This is a genomic window from Pseudoxanthomonas sp. GW835-FHT14C01 (assembly GCF_058793715.1).
Genome location: NZ_JBXAGB010000001.1, coordinates 1,471,570 through 1,494,886 on the forward strand (window position 1 = coordinate 1,471,570; position 23,317 = coordinate 1,494,886).

Genomic DNA, 23,317 nt, shown 5'->3' on the forward strand with positions numbered 1-23,317 from the left:
ACCACAAACGCAACGGGCCGCCCTTGGGCGGCCCGTTCGCTTTGAGTCGGAAGCATCGGCGATCAGGCCGTGGCGTTGCCCGCGGTCGGCACTGCCAGCCGCTTCTCCAGGTCTTCGCGCATGTCCACCAGTTCGGCAGACAGTTGCTTGCGCTTGGCCATGCCTTCGCGGTGGATCTCGCGAACTTCTTCGACCGTGCGGATCAGTGTCTCGTTGACCGTGCGCAGAGTCTCGACGTCGATCACCGAGCGCTGGTTGGCGCGCGCGGTGCCGACGGCGGTCGAATGTACCAGTTCGGCGTTCTTGCGCATTAGCTCGTTGCTGGCGTCGTCGATGGCATTGGCCAGTTCGACCGCGTTGCGCTGGTCGGCCAGCGATAGCTGGATGGCGAACTGGTTGCGCCACATCGGGATGGTGATGTCACGCACCGCGCTGAACTTTTCGATCAACTGGATGGCGTTGGCCTGGATCAGCCGAATCATCGGTAGCGTCTGGTCGGCTGCGTGCTGCAGCACCTGCAGGTCGGACACACGCTTGTCGATCAGGCGCAGCGCGGTGTCGAGCGCGGCGCGGCGCGTACGGGATTCGGGATCCTCCTGGCCCGACAGCGAGGCCAGTTCCGCCTCCAGTTCGCTGATGCGTACGCGGCCGGCCGCCACATGCACGCCCAGCTCGCGGCGCTCGTCCAGCACGATGTCGTGCATCTGGTCGTACTCGCGCACGCGCTGCTGCTGGATCTGCTGGGTCTTGCCGACGTCGCCCATCAGCTGGTCGATCTGCCGGTTGGTCGAGCTGTAGCGCTGGACCAGGTCGTCCTTGGTGGCGCGCATCTTGTCGATCAGCGGGCCGAGGATCGGCAGCTTGGAGCGGCCGTGGAAGGAGTCGAGGTTCAGCGATCGCGCGATGCGGACGACCTCGCCCAGCTTGTCGCCGCTGCTGTCGAGATCAGCATTACGCACCTTGTCCAGCAGCTGCGTGCTGAACGCGCTGGTCTTGGTGGTGGCCTCGCGCCCGTAGGTGTGCAGGTTGCCGGGCGCGATGTCCTGCAGTGCCTTCGCCGCCTCTTGGATGCGCGGAATGTCGGCGTTCTCCAGGCCCAGATCGGTCAGCAGCTGCGGCGACAGCGCCGCGGGTATCAGCGTCTGTTCGGGATTCGGCGTCGTCATGGGGCCTCCTGGGATTGAGTGGCGCGTGCTGCCGCCGCAGGTGCGGCGGATGGCACGGGCAGGTGTTCGATATGGGCTTCCAGCTCTTCTATCGTCCGCGTGGCGGAGGATAGCTGCATTCCGTGGTCGGCACCCGCGGCGACGCCTTGCTGCTGGTCCAGCAGCACGGAAAGCCGGGGGAGTTGCTGCGCGTGGCGCTCGGCGATGGCGAGCGCATTGGCCGCGACGAGATCCAGTTGGCTGGCGGTGATCTCGTAAGCGCTGCGCAGCGTGACCAGATGCGCGAGGCGCGACGAGCCGGGCGGCACTCCCTCGGTCGTCGCCTGCTGGCGCGCCAGTGCGTCGATTTCCTGCTGCAACTTCGCACAGGCATCGCGCAGCCGCTCTGCATGGCCGGCGAGCGTCGCGTGCTGGTGTCGCAGTCGTGTCGCTTCGAAGCCGGCCTGCCGCAGCAGGATGCCGCTGCGCTCACGCAGCGAGCGTGCCTCCGCGGCGAGTCGGATGTCGCGGCCGATCAGCCGGCCCCAGAAGCCGACGCTGCGACGCAACGCACGCGGATCGGCCGAGAGCAGCACCGTGCGCAGGTCGCGCAACGTCGCTTGCAGGTCACCCGCGCCGGCTTGCGCCAGCGCACGGATGGCCGCGGCATGCTCAGCCAGGCCGGGGGTATCGGCTTCCGTGGCCCCGGTCGGACTCACTGCGGCAAGTCTCCCGTGTCGTCATCCGGCACCGACGGGGACACATCCAGCGTCGGTGTCGGGCGCTCTTCCTTGAAGGCGAGGCTGGCGATCACCTGGTCGAACTCCGCTTCGCGGGGCGATCTCGGTTTGGCCTTGCGTGCGCCCACCGGAGCGGGCGCCATCGCACTGCTGCGCATCGCCTGCGCCAGCGCGATCAGCGCCGCGTTGAGCTGGTCCTGTCGCGCCATCGTCTGCTGCAGGGCATCGAGCACCGGTGCGGTATCGTTCGCGGGTGCCGGCGCGGCGGGCGCAGCGGCAGGGGCCGGTTCCGGCAAGCGCAGCGATTGCAGCGCCGACAGCAGGGCCTCCCAAGGTGCCGGCGGCGGCACTTCGACCGTCGCGGGTTCGCCCAGGCGCTGCAGGCCGACGGCGATGTCCGCCAGCTGCGCGACGACGCGGCCGCCGACATCGGCGTCTTCCGCACCCATTGCCTTGTTGCGCAGGAAGTCGGCCTTGATCTGATTCCAGCGCGCCTGCTCGTCGCCGGTCAGCGTGCCGCGGAGCTCGCCCAGTTTCAGCAGGTTCTCTTCCGCGCCGGTGGTCAGCAGCTGCGCCTCGCCGAGGTAGTGGTCGGAGATCAGCTGCTGCAGCTCGGCCGCATTCATCACCGGCGAGATCTTCTCCGCCAGCTTGTTCATGTTGCGGTAGCTGCCCTGCAGGCGGAACGGCGGCTCCACCCGGTACTTGTCGGCCTGCGCGGCGCTGGCGATGTACTGCTGGTTGACGCGGTAGACCACGTCGCGCACGGTCAGCAGGCGCTGGAGCACGGCGACGATCTCGCCGATCTCCGCACCGCTGTATGCATGCGACAGCTGGTTGGTGCTGACGTCCTTGCCGCGTGCCTTGTCGACCAGCAGATAGAGGTCGGCCATGTCGCGAGTGGCAAGTGGCGCGAGTACCGGGTTCGACGTCAGGCAGTTCTCCACGTAGCTGAGCAGGAATGCGTCTTCCATGCCGCCGAGCACATCGCCCAGGTTGTAGATGTCCGCGCGATTGGCGAGCATGTCGGGGATCTTGAAGACTTCGCCGGACTCCGTGTACGGATTGCCTGCCATCACCACAGCGAACTTGCGTCCGCGCATGTCGTAGGTCTTGGTCTTGCCACGCCAGACGCCCTCGATGCGGCGCGTGCCATCGCACAGCGAGATGAACTTCTGCAGGAACTCGGGATGCGTATGCTGGATGTCGTCCAGGTACAGCATCACGTTGTTGCCCATCTCGAGCGCAAGATTGAGCTTCTCGAGTTCCTGCCGTGACGTGGCGTCCGGTGCCTGCGCGGGATCGAGCGAACGCACCTCGTGGCCGAGTGCCGGCCCATTGATTTTCATGAAGACCAGGCCAAGCCGGTGGCCCACGTATTCCATCAGCGTGGTCTTGCCATAGCCGGGCGGCGAAATCATCATCAGCAGGCCCATCAGGTCGCTGCGCTTGTTCTCGCCGACGGTACCCATCTGCTTGGCGAGGTTGTCGCCGATCACCGGCAGGTAGACGTCGTTGATCAGCTTGTTGCGCACGAACGAGGTCAGTGGGCGCGCCTTGAACTCGGACAGGCGCATGGCGCTGCGCTCGCGCTGCGCGACTTCCCCGCGCAGCGTCTGGTAGCGCTGCCACGCCGGGACGAAATGGTCCCGGTGCGCGGCGAAACGCGCCGGCAGGTCGTCGACCGCCAGTGACAGCTGGCCATCGCGGATGCGCGGATGCTCGCCGAGCAGGCCGTTGACCGTGCTCATCAGGGTCACGTGCTCGACCACGTGGGTCAGCTGCGCGCCATGGCGGAACAGCGCGATCGCCTCCGGCACGTACGCAGCCAGGTGGGTCTGGTCGGGCAGGGCGGTCAATGCATCGAGCGCCTGCCGCAGCAACGACCACGCCGCCGCCGGACGCCCGTCGAGCCGCTGCAGCGCGCTCGCCAGCACATTGCCGCCCGCGTCGTCGACGAGGCGGGCGCGGAACCCAGCGACCAGCGATTCGGCGTAGTGGGTGAAGCGGAACGTCGGTGTCGCGGAAGTGACGGTGTCCACGATGAAGGCGGCGGCGGCCGGTGTGTCCGTCGTGGGAAAGGGCAGCGAATCGCGCTGGACCCACTCGGCGAGGGTCGTCGCCAGCTCGTCGCGCAGCGCCGGCAACGCGCGACCCGCAGGCGACATCGCATCGATCGCGCGGGCCGCGCGGATCCGGTCGATCGCGTCCTGCGGCGCCGCATCGCTACGGCACCACCAGGCGACGGCCAGTGCGCGTGCGGCCGGCGCATGCCGCAGCGTGCCCGCCGCCTGCCGCAGCGGCAGGTAACTGCGCAGGATCGCGGCGGCATCGTGGTCGTGGATGCCCTTCTCGTAGCCCTCGCGATAACGCGGCGCGGCGTAGTCGCGGACGATCCGGTCCAGCGCTTCCGGATCGGCGAGCGCGTGGCCCAGCTGCTCCGCACTCAACCCGCCTTCACCGGCCAGCGCATCCTGCAGCAGCCGGCAGGCGAGATACTCGCCGCGGTAGAGCGTGGGCGATTCGGATTCCAGGCTCACGTCCCAGTATGCGCGCAGCGCCTCCAGCGCCGGTTCCTGCAACGGCTCCAGATAATCGGTGCCGGTCAGGTGCACGGCCAGCGTATCGCCGCGCGGGATCAGCGTCAGGTCCAGCGGCTGGGTGTTGACGCTGAAACGGTGGCGCGGACCGAGGCGGATGACGTTGCCGGCGTCCTCGAACAGGTCGCTGCGGTCGCGCAGGCCGCGCACGGCCTGGTCGCGCGCGCCCTTTATGCGTGCCTCGATGTCGTCCGCCTTCACCGAGTCCTTCAGTTCGCGCAGACGACCGGCCAGCTCGCGCAGCTTGAGGATCAGCGCGTCGCCGGCGAAGAAGGCGTTGAGTTCGTCCGGCGACGTGAAGCGCTCGGTGCGCCGCCCGAGGCCTTCCAGGATACGGTTGGCGGCTTCCTGAACCGACTGCGCCTTGCGCTGGCGCTCGTCCAGCAGCGCCTGCTTGTGTGCCTCGAACGCTTCCAGCATCTCCTCGCGCTTGGACAGGATGTCGCCGAGGAACTGCTCGTGTTCGCCGAACTGGCTCTCCAGCTCCTCCAGCTGCACCATCAGGCGCGACAGCTGTTCGTCGGCGCGCTCCGGCGTGGTCGCCATCGCCAGTGCGCTGCTGACCGCCTGGCCGAACAGGGTGAACTGCGCGCCGAACTGCGCCACGGCCTCGGCCGAACCCAGTTCGCGGCGTCGCTGGGTCGCACGGGCGCGGGTCTGGTTGAGCTTGGCGTAGATCGCCGACAGCGCATCGACCACGCGTGTGCGCTCGGTGGCGTCGTCGACCCTGAGCGTCGCCATCAGTTCGGACAGCATGTCGAGTTCGCCGGCCATGCCCTGCATGGCCTCGATGGCTTCGGCCAGCTCGCGTGCGCTGGCGGCCTTCTGCGCCCGTGCATCGAGTTCGCCCAGCCGCTGCTGGAACGGCGCCAGCGCCTTCTCGCCGGCGAGGAACTGGCCGGTCGCGGTGCCGACGCGCTCGTGCGCCTCCTGCAGTGCGGCCGTCATCGCGTCGATGGCGACGGTGTCGATGTAGCGGTAATCGCGCAGCGTCAGCAGGTGGCCGCGCAGGCGCGAGACCGCGCCCAGCGCCTCGACGAACTCGCCGATGCCGTTCCATCCTTCCGGCTGCAGGCGGCCGAGGAGGGCGCGATGGTCCCGCTGCGCTTGTGCCATCGAGGTCTCGGACTGGCGCCGGATCTCCTGCACCTTCTCGTATTCGTCCAGTACCGATTCGCCGGTGCTGGCGACCTCGTGCAGCAGCGTGGCCAGACCGTCGCACTGCGCATCGTCGATCCAGTGGTGCAGGTCGAACAGGCGGCGGGTGCCGTGGGTCAGCAGCTGGTAGCGCTGCGCGGACACGTCCGGGCGTTCGATTTCGCGGGCGAGATCGAACAGGTTCGACACCGCGCGCACCAGTTCGGCATTACCGAGCTTCGCCATGAACGAAGTGCCGGCGGGACGCGTCGCCGCGAACTCGTCGGAACTGAAGGGCGTCTGCCACACCTGCATCGGATGTGCGCGGGTGGGGTCGTCGTTCTCGGCGCGGAACAGCACCATGCGGCCGTCGTGCAGGCGCGCGTAGCCGTGCGCGAGCACGGGCGGCTGCAGGCGGCGCTGCACCAGGTTGTAGACCAGCAGCGCGGCCTGACCGGTCTCGCGCTCGTAGAACACGTACATCACATCCTCGCCGTTCGGCGAGCGGATCGTGCGCTTGTACTGCATGTCCTGCACGGCGGCCTCGAACGCCTTGTGCTCGCCGTTCTGTAGGTAGTAACCGCCGGGGAAGATGATGCCGTGGTCTTCGGGCAGCTGGATGCAGGCCTGCACGATGGCGTCCAGCCGGGTCACCTTGCCGGTTTGGGTGTTGTAGACCAGGCCGCGCCAGGCGCTCTCGCGATACGGCAGCACCTTCAGCAGGATCAGCGAGCCTACGCGGGCGAACTCGATCTGCGCGTCGTCCAGCGACTGCGTGCGGTCCTCGACCGGCTCGCTGTAGACGCCGGCGCCGGTCTCGGTGTTGTTCTCCACCTTCAGCGTCAGGTCGCCGCCGATGGTCTCGACGAACAGGGTGTCGAGGATGTTCAGGTGCGGGTGGCGACCGCTGACCTCCATGTCCTTGGTCGCTCGCGTCCACTCGAAGTCGAACGGTGGCGGCAACACGATGTCGCGCTCGCCGCGTGCATCGAGGTAGTTCACCTCGCCCTCGGAGGTGAGCGTCCAGCGGAACACGCGCACGTCGGTGTTCTTCAGGCCGATCTGGAACGCCATCAGCAGGCGGCCGTCGCGGACGATCAGCTGCAGCAGCCGGGCGTCCTTGTAGTAGCTGTACAGCTCGCCGAAGTCGCGCTGGAACGCCTCGTCGGCCAGGAAGCTCGCGGCGATGTCGACCGGGGCGACGTCGTAGCCTTCGCCGGTCTCCACCAGGCGGTAGATGCCGAACACGTCGGCGACTGAGGTGGTCGCCTTCAATCCCATGTAGACGTTGAAGCCGAACAGCAGCAGGTCGCCGACCTGCACGATGTCGCGGCCGACCGAGTTGTGTTCGGTGCGGATGCGCAGGCGGCCGATGGCTTCCATGCGGCTGTCGCCGAACTCCTGCAAACGGCGCGCGTTGAGCGCTTCGACGACCGTGCGCAGGCGCGCGCCCTGTTCGTCGAGGCGCCGCCGCAGCACGTCGTAGGCGCCGCCCTGGGCGACGGCATGGTCGACCTGCGTATCGGTGGAAGGGACTTCGGTGTTCGGCGTATCGGACATCGGACCTCATCCTCGCCCGTCCTGGGCGGTCGATGCGGAAATCGGGGCCGGCGACGTGCGCCGCCGGCCCGGTTCAGGCGTAATCGATCAGGCGTCGGTCGCTTCGGCCTGGCGGCCGGCCACCGGCAGGCCGGAGCCCGCCAGGCGACCCAGCAGCTGCGCGGCGATCGGGCTTTCACCCACGATGCCTTCCAGTGCCTTGCCCAGCGATACGCCCTTGGTCAGCGCGTTGAATACGCCGCCGTCGCCGCCGATCAGTTCGATGTTGGCGTTCTTCAGCGCGCTGCCCAAGATCTCGGCATTCTCGCGCGAGATCGCCTTGCCGGCGTCGATCGATGCGAGCAACTGGCGCAACTGCGTTTCCAGCAACATGCGGAACTCTTCGTGGCTGCGCGCGTCCGGGCTCATCTTGCCCATCGCATCGAACTTCGACGTCAGGCCCTCGGCCTCGGCGGACATCTTCTTAGCGATGTTGCTGGCTTCGGCATCGCCCATCGCCTGGGTGGCGCTGGCGTTGGCCTGGCCCAGCTTCTGTGCGCCCTCGGCTTCGGCGGTCAGGCGTTCGGTCAGCACGCGCGCGTCGGCATTGCCCTGCTTGTAGGTGGCGTCGGCCTTGGCCTCCAGCACGCGTGCTTCGGCCAGCCCGGTCTTCTCCATGGCCACGGCGTTGGCTTCCTGCACCTGCGCCTCGGCCAGGCCGGGCGCGGCGCTTTCGGCGCGCACGCCGTCGGCCATCACGCGCTTGGCTTCGGCCTGCTTGCCGGCGGCCTGCAGTTCGGCATCGGCCAGCACGGTCAGTTCGATCGCACGGTGACGGGCGGCCTGCTCGGCGGCTTCGGCGGCCTTGACGTCCTTGACCAGCGTTTCCTGCGCGGCGGCTTCGGCAGCCAGGATGGTCACCTGCTTGGCGCGGTCGGCTTCGGCGACCTCGCGGGTCTCCTTGATCTTCTCTTCCGCCACCGCGACCGTCTGCTCGATCTGGGTGCGTTCGCGCACCACGTTCGCCACTTCCATGCGGCCCTGCTCGACCACCTTGTCGCGGTCAACCTGCTGCATCTGGACTTCCTTGTCGGTGTTGACGCGTTCCAATTGCTCGGCGCGGGCCACCCGCTCGAGCTCGATGGCGACGGCGCGACGGCGGTTCTGCTCGGCGACCTCGACCTGGCGCAGCTGTTCCTGCTCGCGGATCTTGATCTGCTCTTCGGTCTCCAGGCGCGCACGCTCGGACACCTGGCGTTGCTCCTCGATCACCTTGGCGGTCTCGGCGGCTTCGCGGGCGCGCACGGTTTCCACTTCGCGATGCTGGCGCGCCTCGGCTTCGGCCTGCTGGCGTTCCAGAGCGAGCAGGGCTTCGCGGGCTTCGGTGTTCTTCTTGGTGATCGCCAGCTTCTCGTTCTGCTCCAGTTCGTTGGTCTGCACGTTCTGGCGCGCGGTCAGCTCGGTGATCTTCCGGATGCCCTCGGCGTCCAGAATGTTGCTGGGGTCGAGCAGATGCTTGGGCGTCTGTTCCAGGTAGTCGATCGCGACGTCTTCCAGCACGTAGCCGTTGAGGTCCTGGCCGATGACGGCGACGATCTCGTCGCGGAACTCCTGGCGCTTGTCGAACAGCTCGGTGAAGTCGAATTTCTTGCCGACCGTCTTCAGCGCTTCGGAGAACTTGGCGTTGAACAGTTCGTCCACGGCGTGCTTGTCGGACGCGCGGTCGGCGCCGATCGCCTTGGCTACGCGCAGGACGTCGGCGGGCGTCTCGTTGACGCGCAGGTAGAACGCCACCGCGATGTCGGCGCGCATGTTGTCCTTGCAGACCAGGCCTTCCTTGCCGCGGCGGTCCACCTGCAGGGTGATCAGGCTGATCTTCATCAGCTCGGCCTTGTACAGCACCGGGATGATCAGCGCGCCGGTGAAGTGCACCTTGGGGTGCGAACTCATGTCGTTGACGATGAGGGCCGTGCCCTGTTCGACCTTCTTGTAGAAGGCTTTGAAAATGCCGATCAGGCCGAATCCCAGCACCAGCAGGACAGCGAGTCCGATGACGAAGGGAAGGATCGTGGCTGTGCTCATTGCAGAACTCCTTGTAGACGGCGCGGGTACTTACTGCTGGTGGAAGGCGGTTTCGGACATGACGCGGTAGGTGTTATCGGATTCGAGGTGTTCGATCAGCACGACGCGATCGCCGCGCGAGAAGCGCTCGCCGGCCAGCGTACGGACCTGCAGGATCAGGCCGGCACCGCCATCGTCGAAGTGCGCGCGACCACTGGCGCCATCTGCGTACGGCGAAATCACCGAGCCGGCGCGGCCCAACACGGAGGGCGGCGTCGGCGGACGCAGGCGCGCGATCGCCGCCGCGACCGGGCGCAGCAAAAGCGATGTCACCAGCGCGCCGGGCAGCAGCGCCACGACCAGCGTGCCGGCGCCGGCGATCCAGCGCAGGCTGTCCGGCAGGTGCTGGAGCAGGAGCAGGTGCACGAAGTAGGTGATCAGCCAGCCGAAGAAGGACAGCACGGTGAGCACCAGCATCATCGGGACGCCGGACAGGCCGAGCTTGGCCAGCATGCCGGCGACCACGCTGGGCTCGGCGGTGTCGCCGTCGGTGGTCAGCCAGCCGTCGACGGCGTCGATGTCGACGATCCCGGTGGCCGCCAATAGCCAGTACACCGTGCAGAACGCGAGCAGCACGCTGTAGACGAGCGTGGGGAAGGCCAGCACGGTATTCAGGAACTCGTTCATTGTGGCTCCCCCTGTGTCAGCGCTTGCGCGCGGATGACGTGATGCGTTTCTGGGCCCGCGCCAGCACGGCCTGCGCGGGGTCGTTCGCCGCCGGTGCGCTTGCCTCCCCCTTGATGGCAGGGATGGAAGACGCAGCGCCGACGCGACGCTTCATGCGCTGTGCGGAAGCGAACGCGGGCTCGGGATACGGTGCCTCGCCGGGCTGCCTGCGTGCCACGGTCGCCTGGGCGCGCTGCAGGCTGTTGCTGGCACGCAGGATGTCGAGTTGGTGCTTCAGGCGCCGCAGCCGGCCTTCCAGCTGTTCGCTGGCATGCGCGAGCTGGTGTTCCTGCGCGGCAAGATCGCGACCTTGAGCCATCAGTTCATCGCGCCTTTCCTGCAGGCGCACCACGTCGGTGGCGGCAGCGTGCGCCTGGCTCGTCCTGCGTTGCCGCAGCGCGCTTTCCACTTTCGCTTCTGTCGTGGCGATGTCGGCCGCCAGTTCTGCCTGGCGTTGCTCGTTCGCGATGCGCCGCGCCTTCGCGGCCGCGTGATCGCCACGGGCCGCATGCAGGCCGTCGTCGACCGTCCGGATCTCGCTGTCCAGCAGGCGTTCGGCGCGCTCGCCGAGTACGGCATCGGCGACGCCCTCCATGCCGTCCTGGATACGCTTGAACAGGCTTTTCAGTGCGTCCGGCATCAGGCTCTCGCCTTCTGCGCGACACGCAGATAGGGGCGGTAGGCGTCCGTGGCATGGATGACGTTCTCGGCCAGCGTCTCGATCTCGAACATGACGTTGGCCAAGCTGGAGTGGCTGTCCAGCGCGCCGAACATGGAGTAACCCGCGACGCCGCCGATCCGCTGCATGCCGATGGTCGACAGCGGCAACAGCACATGAGTACTGAGGACGTGCGCATTGAACGCGGCGGGGTCGGCCACGTCATCCACCGGCCACAGGTAGGCCTCGACCAGGATCTGTTCGCCGCCGACGGCCAGGAACACCGACAGGTCGCCGTACTCGTGCATCACCAAGTGCAGGCTGGGCTCGGCGCCTTCGATGGTCTCCAGGCTCAGCAGGCCGTCCCGGACCGCGCTCGTCTGGCCGATGGCGTGGCGTATCGCCGGTATCGTCCAGCCCGCCTCGATGGGCTGAGCCGGCAGGTAGGGGATGCCGGCATCGCGTTTGGCGTCGCGCATGGCCTTCTCGATCGCCGCCAGTTCCTCGGCGTACTCCGGCCGGATCCACACGTCCTTCTTGACCAGCCCCTGCTCGCGCATGCGCTCGCGGTAGTTGCGTACGTGCAACGTGGAGGCCTTGATCGCGGGGCGGGCGGCTGTCATGAAATCGAACTTATTCATTACATGTAATGATGTCAAGCGGCGCTGCCGCACGGACGGGTCCTCGCATGGTGGGTGGCCTCATGACCCGTGGGTGACGGGTGTCGCCGGCCTGTAACAGGCGGGGCGCAGAATGCGTCCTGCAACGAGGCACCTCTCTCCTCCCGCGTTGCTCCGGAGCCTGGTGAAAGCCGGGCTTCGTGCTTTCCGGGCTACGCGCTGCCCATGGCATGCTGGCGCCCATGAGGATTACGCCATGCCGTTCCGTCGCTTGTTCCCGCTGTTGATGGCCGTCGCGCCCCTCCTGCCCGCAATGGCCGCCGACACCCCGGACACGCCACTCGTCATCGCCCACCGCGGCGCCAGTGCGCACCTGCCCGAGCACACGCTGGCCGCATACGCGCGCGCCATCGCCGATGGTGCGGATTACATCGAGCCGGATCTGGTCGCCACGCGCAACGGCGTGCTGGTGGCGCGCCACGAGAACGAGATCGGCGGTACCACCGATGTCGCGCAGCGGCCCGAGTTCGCTTCGCGCAAGCGCTCGCAGGTGATCGATGGGGAGACGTTCGAGGGCTGGTTCACCGAAGACTTCTCCCTGGCCGAACTGAAGACGCTGCGTGCGCGCGAGCGCCTGTCGGAACTCCGCGATACCTCGCACGATGGGCGCTACGAGATCGCGACGCTGGACGAAGTGATCGAACTGGCAGCGGAGCAGGCAGCGCGCACCGGCCGCAGCATCGGCCTGATCCCCGAGATCAAGCATCCGAGCCACTTCCAGCGCATCGGCCTGCCGATGGAGCAGCGTCTGCTGGAGACGTTGGCAGCCCATGCGTATACGCGTGAGGCGCCGGTAGTGATCCAGTCGTTCGAACAGGCCAACCTGCGCACGCTGCGCGACCACTTGGGCCCGTCGCACAGGAACATCCGTCTGCTGCAGCTGCTCGGACCTCCGGATGCCCGGCCAGGCGATGCGCTGGCGGCAGGCAAGCCGACCCGTTATGCCGACCTGATGACGCCGGCCGGGCTGAAGGACATCGCCCGCTACGCCGAGATCATCGGCCCATGGATGCGGTTGCTGATGCCCGTCGCGGAAGACGGCACACTGGGGAATGCCACGCCACTGATGACGGACGCGCGCGAGGTGGGACTGCAGGTGTGGCCTTACACGTTCCGGCCGGAGAATCAGTTCCTGCCGAAGGCGCTGCGCGACGGCGAGGCTCCGCGTACGCGCAGCGAAGCAGGATCCGTCGCCGAGATCCGCGCCTACCTCGCGCTGGGGATCGGCGGCTTCTTCACCGACGATCCTGCGCTGGGGCGTCGCGCGGTCGACGTCCGCTGAGCCGGTTACACCCGGCCGAACACCAGGCTGGCGTTGGTGCCGCCGAAACCGAAGCTGTTCGACATCACGGTGTTCAACGTCGCATCGCGGCTGGCCTGCACGATGGGGAAGGCCGCAGCGCCCTCGTCCAGCGTTTCGATGTTGGCCGAGCCGGCGATGAAGCCGTCGCGCATCATCAGCAGGCAGTAGATCGCTTCGTGCACGCTGGCGGCGCCCAGCGAGTGGCCCGACAACGCCTTGGTGGACGAGATCGGCGGCAGCGTGTCGCCGAGGGCGTTGCGGATCGCCTCGAGTTCGATCACGTCGCCCAGCGGCGTCGAGGTTCCGTGCGTGTTGAGGTAGTCCAGCGGGGCGGTGACGCCTTCCAGCGCCATCTGCATGCAGCGCACGGCGCCCTCGCCCGACGGCGCGACCATGTCGGCGCCGTCGGAGGTCACGCCGTAACCGAGCAATTCGGCATGGATGCGCGCGCCGCGCTTCACCGCGTGGTTGTAGTCCTCCAGCACCAGCATGCCGCCGCCACCGGCGATGACGAAGCCGTCGCGGTCGGCGTCGTAGGGACGCGAGGCATGCGCGGGATCGTCATTGCGCTTGCTCGACAGCGCGCCCATGGCATCGAACATCATCGTCAGCGCCCAGTGCAACTCCTCGCCGCCACCGGCGAACACGATGTCCTGGCGGCCGGCACGGATCAGGTCCGCCGCGGCGCCGATGCAGTGCGCGGACGTCGCGCATGCCGCCGAGATCGAATAGCTGACGCCCTTGATCTTGAACGCGGTGGCCAGCGTGGCCGACACCGTCGAGCACATCGTGCGCGGCACCATGTACGGCCCGACCTTGCGGATGCCGCGCTGGCGCAGCAGATCGGCGGCTTCGATCTGCCATTCCGCCGAACCGCCGCCGGAGCCGGCGATCAGGCCGGTACGCGGCTGGCTGACCAGCCTTTCATCCAGGCCGGCATCGGTGATCGCGTCGCGCAGCGCGACATGCGCGAACGCGGCCGCGTCGCCCATGAAACGCTTCTGCTTGCGGTCGATCTGCGCGTCGAGGTCGATCTCGGGCGCGCCGCCGATCTGGCTGCGAAAGCCGAGTTCGGCGTACTGCGGAAGGTGGCGGATGCCCGAACGACCTTCACGCAACGCAGCCGATACGGTGTCCGCATCGTTGCCCAGGCACGAGGTGATGCCGAAGCCGGTAATGACGACACGGCGCATGGTCAGAAGCTCTCCGTCGACGTGAACAGGCCCACGCGCAGGTGGCGCGCGGTGTAGATCTCGCGGCCGTCCACGAGCATGCGGCCGTCTGCAACGGCCAGCACCAGCTTGCGGTTGACCACGCGACTGATGTCGATCTCGTAGCTGACGCGCTTCGCCGTCGGCAGCACCTGGCCGGTGAACTTCACTTCGCCGGAGCCGAGGGCGCGGCCGCGGCCTGGCGCGCCGATCCAGGTCAGGAAGAAGCCGGTCAGCTGCCACATCGCATCCAGGCCCAGGCAGCCCGGCATCACCGGATCGCCGAGGAAGTGGCACTGGAAGAACCACAGGTCGGGATGGATATCGAGCTCCGCGCGCACCATGCCCTTGCCGTGCGTGCCGCCGTCCTCGCGGATCTCGGTGATGCGGTCGAACATCAGCATCGGGTCGTTCGGAAGTCGGCCGCTGTCGGGGCCGAACAGTTCACCGCGCGCGCTGGCCAGCAGCTGTTCGCGCGAGAAGGAGGCAGGGGCGTTCATTGCGATGTCCGTTTTGCGAAGGCGCAAATAATGCACACATGTGCATACGCTTGTCTTGATGCAGATCAACCGCGTTTTTCCATACGCCGGCGTACCATCGGTGCGACGTAATTGCGGCAAGGGTTTCGCGCGTTCTGTCCGCGACTCCACACGCAACCGTATCGTTCGCATCCGCATCCATGCGATCGCGTACGGCGGCCGATATCATCGCGTGATGCGCAAGATCATCCACATCGACATGGACGCGTTCTACGCGTCGGTGGAGCAGCGCGACGATCCGTCGCTGCGCGGCCGACCGGTGGTGGTGGCGTGGCGGGGCGAGCGTTCGGTGGTCTGCGCGGCCTCGTACGAGGCGCGTGTTTTCGGCGTGCGCTCGGCGATGCCGGCAGTACGCGCGGAGCGGCTGTGCCCGCAGGCGGTGTTCGTGCCGCCGGATTTCGTCCGCTACAAGACGGTGTCGCGGCAGGTGCGCGAGATCTTCCTGCGCCACACCGACCTGGTCGAACCGCTGTCGCTGGACGAAGCCTATCTCGACGTCACCGTGCCGAAGTCCGACTTGCCGACCGCGACCGCCGTGGCCGAGACGATCCGCGCGCAGATCCGCGAAGAGACGCAGCTGACCGCGTCGGCCGGCGTGGCACCGAACAAGTTCCTGGCCAAGATCGCGTCCGACTGGCGCAAGCCCGATGGACAGTTCGTGCTGCGGCCGCACCAGGTGGAGGCGTTCCTGACGCCGCTGCCCGTCGAGCGCATTCCCGGCGTCGGCAAGGTGATGCAGGGCAAGCTCAATGCCGACGGCATCCACACCGTCGGCGATCTGCGCGCCTATTCGCAGCACGAACTCGAGGCGCGGTATGGCAGCTTCGGCGGTGGCCTGTACCGGCGCGCGCGCGGCATCGACGAGCGGCCGGTCGAGCCGGACCAGCCGGTGCAGTCGATCTCGTCCGAAGACACGTTCGCCACCGATCTGCCGCTGTCCGAGCTGGCGCCGCACATCGTGCGCATCGCCGAAAAGGCGTGGCAGGCCAGCCGCAAGACCGAGCGGGTCGGGCGCACGGTGGTGCTGAAGCTGAAGACCTCGCAGTTCCGCATCCTGACGCGCAGCTTCACCCCGGAATCGCCGCCGGCGTCGGAGCAGGAATTCATCGACATCGCGCTGGCGCTGCGGGAGCGTGTCGATCTGCCTGCCGCGACGCGCTATCGCCTGGTGGGCGTGGGGCTGTCCGGCTTCCGCGACCGCGACGAAACGGTCGTGCAGGCGGGGCTGTTCGATCCGCAGGAAGCGTAGGCGCGGCTCAGGCCGCCTGCCAGTCGAATGCGAGCGCTTCGTTGCGCTCGAAGCGGCGCAGGTGCGAGGCGATCACGTCCTGCAGGCGCGCTCGTGCTTCGGCATCGGGGGTGTACAGCGTGATCAGCAGGGCGTCGCCTTCGACGGCGAAGTCGGCCGGGCCCAAGTCGCCGAACGGGATGCGCGCATGGGCGTCATCGGGGCGCTCGATCTCGAACTTGTGCCGCCAGTGGTTGCACAGCGTGCGCAGCAGCTTGGCGGAATCGGTGGGAACGACGGTCGCACGAGAAGCAGGTTGCATGATCATGGGCACGGAAAGCGGGACGTCCTGTTTACCTCCGTAAGCAGGCAACAAAAAGGCCGGCAACGGAACAGTCCATTGCCGGCCTCTCCGGGTCCGTCCGGATCAGTCGCGTGCGCGGTAGCGCAGGCTCAGGCCGTACTCGCGACCGGGCTGGTTGTACCAGGCGATCGTTTCGTAGTCGCGGTCGAACACGTTGCTCGCACGCGCCTGCACCGACCATTCGTCGGTGATCGCGTACTCCAGGCGCAGGTCCAGCGTGCCGTAGCCCGACAGGCGGACCGTGTTGGCCGCGTTGTCGTAGCGATGGCTGGCGCCGTTGGCGGTCACGCCGATGCGGAAATCGCCGAACGCGCGGTCCACGTCGACGCGCGCCGTGTTGCGCGCGCGGCGTGCCAGCAGGTTGTCGTAGTTGCCGCCGGCAGTATGGTTGCGTGGATCGGTGTGACTGACCTGCGCCGCGATGTCGAAGCCGGCCAGCGTCACTGCGCCGGTCAGTTCGGCGCCACGGATGCGCGCTTCGTCGGTGTTGGCCGGCAGCCAGTTGCTGTCCAGCGCGATCAGGTCCTCGATGCGGGTCTCATAGACGTTGAACGTCCAGTTCCACGCGTCGCCGTACTGGGCCAGGCCGATGTCGAGGGTCTTCGAACGTTCCGGTTCCAGCAGCGCGTTGCCCGAGAACGGGTAGTACAGGTCGTTGAACGTCGGCGCCTTGAAGCCGGTGCCCGCGTTGACGGTCAGCTTGACGCCGCTGCCGAAGCCGAGGCCCCAGCCGAGATTGCCGGTCACGTGGTTTCCGAACTGGTCGTTGTCGTCGTTGCGCACGCTGGCCTGCACCTGGTGCGCGCCGAAACGCCCCTGGTATTCGACGAAGACGCCGGTGTTGTCGCGACTGTCCACCGGCACGCCGACGGTGTCGTTGACGAAATCGACGCTGCTGGTGACTTCGTCGCGCTGCCAGTCGGCACCGGCCGTCAGCACGTGCTGCTCACCGAACGCAAAGTCACCCTGCAGCGACGCCGTATCGCGGCGGGTATCGAACGTGCTGACGTCCTGGCGGGCGGTGCCCGTGCCGTCGTTGAAGTAGTTGTGCGACTTGTCCGAAGCGCGACCGACCTGCGCGGTGAGCGTGGTGGCGCCGGAGGGCTTCCAGGTCAGCTTGCTGCCCAGCACCTGCTGCACGTTGTCGGCTTCGTTGCCGCCGTAGATGCTGCCGTCGAATTCGTTGAAGGCATCGGCATTCAGCGCGTGGCCTTCCAGCGTCAGCGTATCGGTCAGCTTGTAGCCGGCGCGCACGTTGAGCGAGACGTTGCGGTAGCCGTCGTCGTCCGGCTCGTCGGTGAAACAGCCCTGGAACAGCGTGCCCGAGCCACGGCAGGCGTTGATGCCGTCGGTTTCCTGGTAGGCGGCATTGGCGCCGATCCAGCCACGCTCGCCGCCGTAGGCGAAGCCGCCGCTGGCTTCGCGCAGGTTGTGGCTGCCGCCACCGATGCGCAGTTCGCGCGACAGGCCCTGCGTGCCACGACGGGTAAAGATCTGGATGACGCCGCCGATCGCCTCCGAGCCGTACAGGCTGGAGCGCGGACCGCGGACGATCTCGATGCGCTCGATCTGGTCGACTGGCAGGTCCTGGAACGACGCCAGGCCGGCGGTCGCCGAACCGATGCGGATGCCGTCGACCAGCACCAGCACATGGTCGGATTCGGTACCCCGGATGTTGAGGGTGCTCAGCTTGCCCAGGCCGCCCTGGTTGGTGAAGCCGATGCCGGCGCGGCCCTTCAGCAGGTCGACCAGCGAGCGCGACTGGCTGCGCTCGATCTCCTCGCGGCCGATGACCTGCACCGGCGCCAGGCTGTCGCGCACGGCGACGTCGGTGCGCGTGCCGGTGACGACGATCTCGTCCAGGTCGGTGGCCTCCTGCGCGTACGCGGCGAACGGTAGTGCCAGCGCGACCGCCGTGGCCAGAAGGGAAAGGGAATGACGGCTGTACATCGGATTCGACTCCATCGCGCGCCCCGCGCGCATTACTAGGCATGGAGTTGCGATGACGGAGAGGGAGCGTAGCGGACAGCGCAGCAGGCGAACGGCGGCGCAGCACGCCGCGACGCCCTCCGCATCGCAACCAGTGGACTTCCGGGCCGGTCTCCGGGCTTGCGAAGGCGTGCGCCATGCACGCTGCCGGGGCGCCTTCCCATGCATGGATCGCACAGTGGCCGATGCCGCGGTTGTCGTCGCCTACCGTTGCGGGGGCAGCGCCGGAATGCCGCCTGCGCGGTCCACCGGCTTCCCGTTTCAACCCTGGGCGGACACGCCGCGGGTCACCTGAAAGCGCGCGCAGTATACGGGAAGCATCCGCACGGCGTGGAGCGGCGCTTGCTCCGCTGCTCTCGGGGAACGGACGGCGTGCGGCGTCGAGCGGGCGACGCTACGGCAGTGTCAGTCCTCGCCGCCGGGCGAGTCGAACAGATTGAGTGACGGGCCCGCGTCCTCTTCGCGTTCGGTGTGCGTGGTCGTCACCGGTCCGGCGGCGGGGCGGCCGCGCGGGGGCGGCAGCAGCGCCGCGGCGGCTTCATAGGCCACCAGCAACTGGCTGCGGCGATCTTCGGGGAGCTGTTGCCAGTGACAGTCGAGCAGCGCGCCTTCCAGCGCATACAGCAGGTTGAGGCTGGGGCGGAACCCCGCACGCTTGACCCGGATGAAGGCTTCCACCGCGCCTACGCCCTCGAGGTCCTCCTGCGTGCGCAGGCCGACCTGGCGCAGCCAGGCGGCGGACTTGGGGCCGATGTTGCGCAGCTTGGTGCCTGTCATGTCAGCGAATCCACGAAGATGGCGGCGATGCGTTCCATGCCCGCCTGGTCGTCGGCATCGAAGCGCGCCAGGCGTGGGCTGTCCAGGTCGAGCACGCCGACCAGTTCGTCCCCTTTCACCAGCGGTACCACCAGTTCCGAGCGCGATGCGGAATCGCAGGCGATGTGGCCCGGGAAGGCTTCCACGTCGTCCACGCGCTGGGTCTGGCGGGTGCGTGCGGCGGCTCCGCAGACCCCCTTGTCCAACGGGATCCGCACGCAGGCTGGTAGTCCCTGAAACGGACCGACCACCAATTCCCGGCCATCGAAGAAGTAGAAGCCCGCCCAGTTGAAGTCGGGCAGGGCGTGGTACAGCAGGGCCGCCAGGTTGGCCGCGTTGGCGATGCGGTCGGGCTCGCCGGCCAGCAGGGCGCGGGCCTGTTCGGCCAGCTGTGCGTATTGTTCCGGCTTGCTGCCGGTCAGCGTCTGGGAAGTGAATGACATGGTTTCGATTCTACTCCCCGTGCCTGTGGGGTGGCCCGATATGATGTGTCACACAAGTGGGGCCTTGTGCGGGCGACGGGGGACGGGATACATGCGCGACGATGAGGACGGAGCGGGCTGGCGCGGCCACGGCGTGACGCGGCTGGAGGCGTTCGTCGACGCCGCGTTCGCGTTCGCGGTGACGTTGCTCGTGATCTCGGTCGAGCGGATTCCCGACAGCATGGACGGCCTGCTGCAGGCGCTGAAGAACGTGCCGGCGTTCGCGGCGAGTTTCGCAATGGTGGCGATGTTCTGGTACGCGCACGTGCGCTGGAGCCGCCGCTATCGCCTGGGCACCGTGCCGGCGACGCTGTTGAGCCTGCTGCTGGTGTTCCTGGTGCTGATCTACGTGTATCCGCTGCGGTTGCTGCTGGGCACCTTCTTCGGCTGGATCACCGGCGGCTGGTTGCCGATGCCCCTGTCCGACGCGAACGGGCCGCGGCCGCTGGCCTTCATGTTCGTGTTCTACGGGTTGGCGTTCGCATCGATGTCCGCCTGCATCGGCGGCCTGTACGTGCTGGCGTGGCGTGCGCGCCGACGGCTGGGACTGGATGGCGAAGCCGCGTCCAACGCCGCCGGGGAAGTGGCGTCCCACGCCTATTTCGTGCTGGTCAGCCTGGTCTCCGTGCTGATCGCGTTGCTGCTGGGCGAACAGTCGCGCTCGTGGCAGGTCGCGCTGCCGGGCTGCGTGTACTTCCTGTTGTCGTTCGCCGGCCTGGTGCACGTGCGCGGGCAACGCTGGGGCGCCGGACGCTGGCCGGCGCATGCGGATGGATAGGCAGATGGACCGGTTGTTCGTCACCGGGACCGATACCGGCGTCGGCAAGACCGTCGCCAGCGCGGCGCTGTTGCACGCATTCCGTGCGCGTGGAATGCGCGCGGTCGGCATGAAGCCGGTCGCCAGCGGCTGCACGTCGACGCCGGAAGGCTGGCGCAACGACGATGCGCTCGCGCTGCAGGCGGCCAGCGACCCGGTGCCGCCGTACGACGATCTCAATCCGTATGCGCTGCCCGCGCCGCTGGCGCCGGAAATCGCGGCGCGCGATGCCGGCGTGGATGTGCAGCTCGGCGTGCTGGTCTCGGCATTCGAGCGGTTGCACCCGCTGGCCGACCTGGTGCTGGTCGAGGGCGTCGGCGGCTGGGCCGCGCCGCTGACCGCGACCCTGGACCAGCGCCACCTGGTGCAGGAACTGCGTCTGCCGGTGGTGCTGGTGGTGGGCATGCGGTTGGGTTGCATCAACCATGCGCGGCTCAGCGCGCGGGCGATCCAGGACGACGGTGCGCGGCTGATCGGCTGGATCGCCAATGAAGTCGATCCGGACATGGAGCGCCGTGACGAGAACTTCGCTCTCCTGTCCGCGCGCCTGCCGGTACCGTGCTGGGGGCGGCTGCCGTACGCGCCTGGCGCCAGCGCGATCGAGCAGGCCCGTCATCTCCAGGCCGAGCGCATGACGCCGTAACGGGCGTCAGGCGCACGATCCCATGACGCGCGGCACGCGCCCGTCCAACCCCGCCACGCCTGCCCACGGCGCGCGCGACGGGCAATAAAAAACCCGGCAGCGTGGGGGCTGCCGGGTCGGCTGCGCGGAGGGAGGGGGAGCCGCGCAATAAGCGATGGAACGGGCGGGTCTTACTTGCCCTTGGCGGCCTTGGTCGCCTTGGCCACGGAGGCCTGGACGTTGTCGGTCGCGGTTTCGAACTGGGTCTTCACCAGCTGGCCGAAGGCTTCACCAGTCTTGAGGCTCAGGCCGAACACTTCCTGGCTGGCAGCGACGACGCGCTCGGCGTTGTCCTTGGCGACCTGCAGGCCCTTCGGCCACAGCGTCTTGTAACCGTCCAGGTCGCGGGTCTCGGCCAGTTCGCCGAAGAAGGCGTTGGTGGCGTCGATGTTCTTTTCGAACGTCTTCAGCTGCACGCCGAACACGGTCTCGGCGCTTTCCAGGGCCAGGCGGTTGGCGCGCGAGGCGGCGGCGGCGAACTGGTGCGTGAACTGGCTGAAGCTTTCGTTGAATTGCGTGGTCATGGCGTGCTCCTGAAAAGGGATTCCCGTCTGTTGCGATGCAGCATAGACCCGTCCATGTTGCAGTGCAATATCGGGCGTACGGAAATCCGACGAACGGTCAGGAGCCGTTAAAAATCAAACGCTTGTATGGGGTGGTATGAAACCGGTTTCCTACGTCAGGCGCCGCTGTAGCGGCAGCCGGACGTGCAGGTTTCGTGCACCACCACGGTGCTGAGCAACGGCAGCACCGGCTTGGCCTGGTCCCAGATCCACTTCGCGAGCTGCTCGCTGGTCGGATTTTCCAGGCCGGGGATGTCGTTGAGATAGTGGTGGTCCAGCCGGTCGTAGATCGGCTTGAAGGCGGCCTTGACGTCGGCGAAGTCCATCACCCAGCCCGCCTGCGGGTCGACCGGACCGGACAGGTGCAGTTCGATGCGGAACGAGTGGCCATGCAGGCGTGCGCACTTGTGGCCTTCCGGCACGTGCGGCAGGCGATGCGCGGCTTCCACGGTAAAGACCTTGAAGATGTCCATGCGTTGTTGTCCGGATCGATGAAGCGCGCGGCCCCCGGAAGGGGATCGCGCGCAGGGGTCGGCTTAGCGGGCCGGGCGCGACTGGCCCTGGCCTTGGCGGGCGCCACCCGGACGGCCACCGTCACGGCGCTGGCCACCATGCTTCTTCGGGCCGGCATGCGCGTGGCGCGGCGCATCGCCGTGCGGACGGCGCGCGTGCTTCTGCGGGCCGTTGCGACGCGGGGTGCGTTCGCCGGCGGGCTGTTCGGCCTTGCCGGGGGCGCTGTTGCCCCAGCGGATCGGGGTCTGCAGCTCGAAGCCGGGCACGTCGCGGATGTCCATGTCGCGGTTGAGCAGGCGCACGATCGCGCGCAGGTACTTGGCTTCGTCCTGCGCCACCAGCGAGATCGCCTGGCCGGTCGAGCCGTTGCGGCCGGTGCGGCCGATGCGGTGCACGTAGTCCTCCGCCACCATCGGCAGGTCGAAGTTGATCACCTGCGGCAGCTGGTCGATGTCGATGCCGCGCGCGGCGATGTCGGTGGCGACCAGCACGTTGATGCGGCCGGCCTTGAAGTCGCTCAGCGCGCGCTGGCGCGCACCCTGCGACTTGTTGCCATGGATCGCCGCGGTCTTGATGCCGCTCTTCTCCAGGAACGTGGCCAGCTTGTCGCTGCCGTGCTTGGTGCGGGCGAACACCAGCGTCTGCAGGCGGCTGTCCTGCGCCAGCAGGTGCAGCAGCAGGTCGCGCTTGCGGCTGCCGTCGACCGGATGCACGCGGTGGGTGATGGTTTCCGCCACGGTGTTGCGCGGCGTCACCTGGATCTGCTTCGGATCGTGCATGAACTCCAGCGCCAGCTCGCGGATCGGATCGGCGAAGGTGGCGGAGAACAGCATGGTCTGGCGGTTCTGGCGCGGCAGCTTGGCGAGGATGCGCTTGATCGACGGCAGGAAGCCCATGTCGAGCATGCGGTCGGCTTCGTCCAGCACCAGCACTTCAATGCCGGACAGATCCACGCTGCGGCGCTCGAGGTGGTCGATCAGGCGGCCCGGGCAGGCGATCACCAGGTCCACGCCACGGCGCAGCGCGTCCAGCTGGTTGCCCATGCCGACGCCGCCGTAGATGGTGGTGCTGGGGATGCGCAGGTACTTGCCGTAGCCACGCAGGCTGTCGTGCACCTGCACGGCCAGCTCGCGGGTGGGGGTCAGCACCAGCGCGCGCGGCTTGCGCGGGCCCCCGCGCTGCACTTCCTGCGGGGTGGTCGCCAGGTACTGGATCAGCGGCAGGCCGAACGCGGCGGTCTTGCCGGTGCCGGTCTGGGCGCCTGCCAGCAGGTCGTGGCCGGCCAGGGCCAGCGGGATGGCCTGTTCCTGGATGGGGGTGGGCTGGGTGTAGCCCTGTTCGTCCAGCGCGCGCAGCAGGGCAGGCGCGAGGCCAAGGTTTTCAAACGTCATTGTCGAAGCTCCAAAGCCGGCCGGCCGGATAGGCACGCAACGCCGGCACAGCGATGTGCGGCAACGTAGGACGCGCGGAATGCGGCAAGACCGTGACTCGAAGCGTTCCCTGAAACCGCGCTGCGAGAAGGGG

General features: G+C 67.8%; 20 protein-coding genes and 1 riboswitch. Of the genes, 4 read left to right on the forward strand and 16 right to left on the reverse strand.

The features are described from left to right. Positions 1-62: 62 nt before the first annotated feature. From AC1Q5B_RS06415 to AC1Q5B_RS06445, 7 genes are all read right to left on the reverse strand, one after another. Entirely contained in the window at positions 63-1,166 is a 1,104-nt protein-coding gene (locus AC1Q5B_RS06415) for a toxic anion resistance protein (protein WP_492630873.1), read from the reverse strand. Beyond that, positions 1,163-1,864 carry a hypothetical protein gene (locus tag AC1Q5B_RS06420; protein ID WP_492630874.1) on the reverse strand — a complete coding sequence of 234 codons (702 nt, stop codon included), beginning with the start codon at positions 1,862-1,864 and terminating at the stop codon, positions 1,163-1,165. Before AC1Q5B_RS06420 ends, AC1Q5B_RS06415 begins: the two co-directional genes overlap by 4 nt. Then, positions 1,861-7,182 carry a DNA repair ATPase gene (locus AC1Q5B_RS06425; protein WP_492630875.1) on the reverse strand — a complete coding sequence of 1,774 codons (5,322 nt, stop codon included), beginning with the start codon at positions 7,180-7,182 and terminating at the stop codon, positions 1,861-1,863. The genes AC1Q5B_RS06420 and AC1Q5B_RS06425 overlap by 4 nt, the downstream gene beginning before the upstream one ends. An 87-nt stretch (positions 7,183-7,269) precedes the next feature. Then, positions 7,270-9,243 carry a hypothetical protein gene (locus AC1Q5B_RS06430; protein ID WP_492630876.1) on the reverse strand — a complete coding sequence of 658 codons (1,974 nt, stop codon included), beginning with the start codon at positions 9,241-9,243 and terminating at the stop codon, positions 7,270-7,272. Positions 9,244-9,273: 30 nt separating this feature from the next. After that, positions 9,274-9,909 carry a hypothetical protein gene (locus AC1Q5B_RS06435; RefSeq protein ID WP_492630877.1) on the reverse strand — a complete coding sequence of 212 codons (636 nt, stop codon included), beginning with the start codon at positions 9,907-9,909 and terminating at the stop codon, positions 9,274-9,276. Positions 9,910-9,925: 16 nt separating this feature from the next. Then, a complete protein-coding gene (locus AC1Q5B_RS06440) occupies positions 9,926-10,588 on the reverse strand; it encodes a PspA/IM30 family protein (protein WP_492630878.1) in 663 nt (220 codons plus the stop codon). Further along, the gene (locus AC1Q5B_RS06445) at positions 10,588-11,247 is read right to left on the reverse strand and encodes a YjfI family protein (RefSeq protein ID WP_492630879.1); all 660 of its coding nucleotides are present in this window, start codon (positions 11,245-11,247) and stop codon (positions 10,588-10,590) included. Before AC1Q5B_RS06445 ends, AC1Q5B_RS06440 begins: the two co-directional genes overlap by 1 nt. A 235-nt stretch (positions 11,248-11,482) precedes the next feature. Here AC1Q5B_RS06445 and AC1Q5B_RS06450 point away from each other — a divergent pair, with 235 nt between their 5' ends. After that, positions 11,483-12,568 carry a glycerophosphodiester phosphodiesterase gene (locus AC1Q5B_RS06450; protein WP_492630880.1) on the forward strand — a complete coding sequence of 362 codons (1,086 nt, stop codon included), beginning with the start codon at positions 11,483-11,485 and terminating at the stop codon, positions 12,566-12,568. Between the two features lie 5 nt (positions 12,569-12,573). On the opposite strand, the gene fabB is transcribed toward AC1Q5B_RS06450, so the two are convergent. Continuing rightward, positions 12,574-13,782 (reverse strand): beta-ketoacyl-ACP synthase I, encoded by a 1,209-nt coding sequence (gene fabB / locus AC1Q5B_RS06455; RefSeq protein WP_492630881.1) that lies wholly within the window; start codon positions 13,780-13,782, stop codon positions 12,574-12,576. A gap of 2 nt (positions 13,783-13,784) precedes the next feature. Beyond that, positions 13,785-14,300: a 3-hydroxyacyl-[acyl-carrier-protein] dehydratase FabA gene (fabA, locus tag AC1Q5B_RS06460; protein ID WP_492630882.1), complete on the reverse strand. Its 516-nt coding sequence runs from the start codon at positions 14,298-14,300 to the stop codon at positions 13,785-13,787. 214 nt (positions 14,301-14,514) lie between these two features. Here fabA and dinB point away from each other — a divergent pair, with 214 nt between their 5' ends. Beyond that, positions 14,515-15,588: a DNA polymerase IV gene (dinB, locus tag AC1Q5B_RS06465; RefSeq protein WP_492630883.1), complete on the forward strand. Its 1,074-nt coding sequence runs from the start codon at positions 14,515-14,517 to the stop codon at positions 15,586-15,588. A gap of 7 nt (positions 15,589-15,595) precedes the next feature. Here the strand turns inward: dinB and AC1Q5B_RS06470 are convergent, their stop codons facing one another. The 4 genes from AC1Q5B_RS06470 to AC1Q5B_RS06485 form a co-directional block, all read right to left on the reverse strand. Then, positions 15,596-15,889, reverse strand: a complete 294-nt coding sequence (locus AC1Q5B_RS06470; protein ID WP_492630884.1) for a DUF2218 domain-containing protein — start codon at positions 15,887-15,889, stop codon at positions 15,596-15,598. A 105-nt stretch (positions 15,890-15,994) separates the two neighbouring features. Further along, positions 15,995-17,881 (reverse strand): TonB-dependent vitamin B12 receptor, encoded by a 1,887-nt coding sequence (gene btuB, locus AC1Q5B_RS06475; protein WP_492630885.1) that lies wholly within the window; start codon positions 17,879-17,881, stop codon positions 15,995-15,997. Positions 17,882-18,008: 127 nt separating this feature from the next. Beyond that, positions 18,009-18,230, reverse strand: a riboswitch (cobalamin riboswitch). A 95-nt stretch (positions 18,231-18,325) separates the two neighbouring features. Next, positions 18,326-18,697 (reverse strand): TfoX/Sxy family protein, encoded by a 372-nt coding sequence (locus AC1Q5B_RS06480; protein WP_492630886.1) that lies wholly within the window; start codon positions 18,695-18,697, stop codon positions 18,326-18,328. Continuing rightward, the gene (locus AC1Q5B_RS06485; RefSeq protein ID WP_162338101.1) at positions 18,694-19,179 is read right to left on the reverse strand and encodes a GAF domain-containing protein; all 486 of its coding nucleotides are present in this window, start codon (positions 19,177-19,179) and stop codon (positions 18,694-18,696) included. The genes AC1Q5B_RS06480 and AC1Q5B_RS06485 overlap by 4 nt, the downstream gene beginning before the upstream one ends. A gap of 91 nt (positions 19,180-19,270) precedes the next feature. On the opposite strand from AC1Q5B_RS06485, the gene AC1Q5B_RS06490 reads away from it, so the two are divergent. Both AC1Q5B_RS06490 and bioD read left to right on the forward strand, forming a co-directional pair. Further along, complete coding sequence (locus tag AC1Q5B_RS06490) at positions 19,271-19,996, forward strand: TMEM175 family protein (RefSeq protein WP_492630887.1); 726 nt, start codon at positions 19,271-19,273, stop codon at positions 19,994-19,996. Continuing rightward, complete coding sequence (gene bioD / locus AC1Q5B_RS06495) at positions 19,989-20,678, forward strand: dethiobiotin synthase (RefSeq protein WP_492630888.1); 690 nt, start codon at positions 19,989-19,991, stop codon at positions 20,676-20,678. The genes AC1Q5B_RS06490 and bioD overlap by 8 nt, the downstream gene beginning before the upstream one ends. 170 nt (positions 20,679-20,848) lie before the next feature. Here bioD and AC1Q5B_RS06500 read toward each other — a convergent pair whose 3' ends face one another. The 3 genes from AC1Q5B_RS06500 to AC1Q5B_RS06510 all read right to left on the reverse strand — a co-directional run bounded on the left by AC1Q5B_RS06500 (position 20,849) and on the right by AC1Q5B_RS06510 (position 23,184). Continuing rightward, a complete protein-coding gene (locus AC1Q5B_RS06500; protein WP_492630889.1) occupies positions 20,849-21,241 on the reverse strand; it encodes a phasin family protein in 393 nt (130 codons plus the stop codon). Between the two features lie 155 nt (positions 21,242-21,396). After that, positions 21,397-21,753 carry a 6-carboxytetrahydropterin synthase QueD gene (gene queD / locus AC1Q5B_RS06505; protein WP_492630890.1) on the reverse strand — a complete coding sequence of 119 codons (357 nt, stop codon included), beginning with the start codon at positions 21,751-21,753 and terminating at the stop codon, positions 21,397-21,399. 63 nt (positions 21,754-21,816) lie between these two features. Next, positions 21,817-23,184: a DEAD/DEAH box helicase gene (locus AC1Q5B_RS06510; RefSeq protein ID WP_492630891.1), complete on the reverse strand. Its 1,368-nt coding sequence runs from the start codon at positions 23,182-23,184 to the stop codon at positions 21,817-21,819. Positions 23,185-23,317: the final 133 nt, after the last annotated feature.

Coding starts and splice junctions, on each gene's coding strand:
- AC1Q5B_RS06415 (WP_492630873.1), bottom strand. CDS start 1,166: ATGACGACGCCGAATCCCGAACAGACGCTGATACCCGCGGCGCTGTCG.
- AC1Q5B_RS06425 (WP_492630875.1), bottom strand. CDS start 7,182: ATGTCCGATACGCCGAACACCGAAGTCCCTTCCACCGATACGCAGGTC.
- AC1Q5B_RS06430 (WP_492630876.1), bottom strand. CDS start 9,243: ATGAGCACAGCCACGATCCTTCCCTTCGTCATCGGACTCGCTGTCCTG.
- AC1Q5B_RS06435 (WP_492630877.1), bottom strand. CDS start 9,909: ATGAACGAGTTCCTGAATACCGTGCTGGCCTTCCCCACGCTCGTCTAC.
- AC1Q5B_RS06440 (WP_492630878.1), bottom strand. CDS start 10,588: ATGCCGGACGCACTGAAAAGCCTGTTCAAGCGTATCCAGGACGGCATG.
- AC1Q5B_RS06445 (WP_492630879.1), bottom strand. CDS start 11,247: ATGAATAAGTTCGATTTCATGACAGCCGCCCGCCCCGCGATCAAGGCC.
- AC1Q5B_RS06450 (WP_492630880.1), top strand. CDS start 11,483: ATGCCGTTCCGTCGCTTGTTCCCGCTGTTGATGGCCGTCGCGCCCCTC.
- fabB (WP_492630881.1), bottom strand. CDS start 13,782: ATGCGCCGTGTCGTCATTACCGGCTTCGGCATCACCTCGTGCCTGGGC.
- fabA (WP_492630882.1), bottom strand. CDS start 14,300: ATGAACGCCCCTGCCTCCTTCTCGCGCGAACAGCTGCTGGCCAGCGCG.
- dinB (WP_492630883.1), top strand. CDS start 14,515: ATGCGCAAGATCATCCACATCGACATGGACGCGTTCTACGCGTCGGTG.
- AC1Q5B_RS06470 (WP_492630884.1), bottom strand. CDS start 15,889: ATGCAACCTGCTTCTCGTGCGACCGTCGTTCCCACCGATTCCGCCAAG.
- btuB (WP_492630885.1), bottom strand. CDS start 17,881: ATGTACAGCCGTCATTCCCTTTCCCTTCTGGCCACGGCGGTCGCGCTG.
- AC1Q5B_RS06480 (WP_492630886.1), bottom strand. CDS start 18,697: ATGACAGGCACCAAGCTGCGCAACATCGGCCCCAAGTCCGCCGCCTGG.
- AC1Q5B_RS06485 (WP_162338101.1), bottom strand. CDS start 19,179: ATGTCATTCACTTCCCAGACGCTGACCGGCAGCAAGCCGGAACAATAC.
- AC1Q5B_RS06490 (WP_492630887.1), top strand. CDS start 19,271: ATGCGCGACGATGAGGACGGAGCGGGCTGGCGCGGCCACGGCGTGACG.
- bioD (WP_492630888.1), top strand. CDS start 19,989: ATGGATAGGCAGATGGACCGGTTGTTCGTCACCGGGACCGATACCGGC.
- AC1Q5B_RS06500 (WP_492630889.1), bottom strand. CDS start 21,241: ATGACCACGCAATTCAACGAAAGCTTCAGCCAGTTCACGCACCAGTTC.
- queD (WP_492630890.1), bottom strand. CDS start 21,753: ATGGACATCTTCAAGGTCTTTACCGTGGAAGCCGCGCATCGCCTGCCG.
- AC1Q5B_RS06510 (WP_492630891.1), bottom strand. CDS start 23,184: ATGACGTTTGAAAACCTTGGCCTCGCGCCTGCCCTGCTGCGCGCGCTG.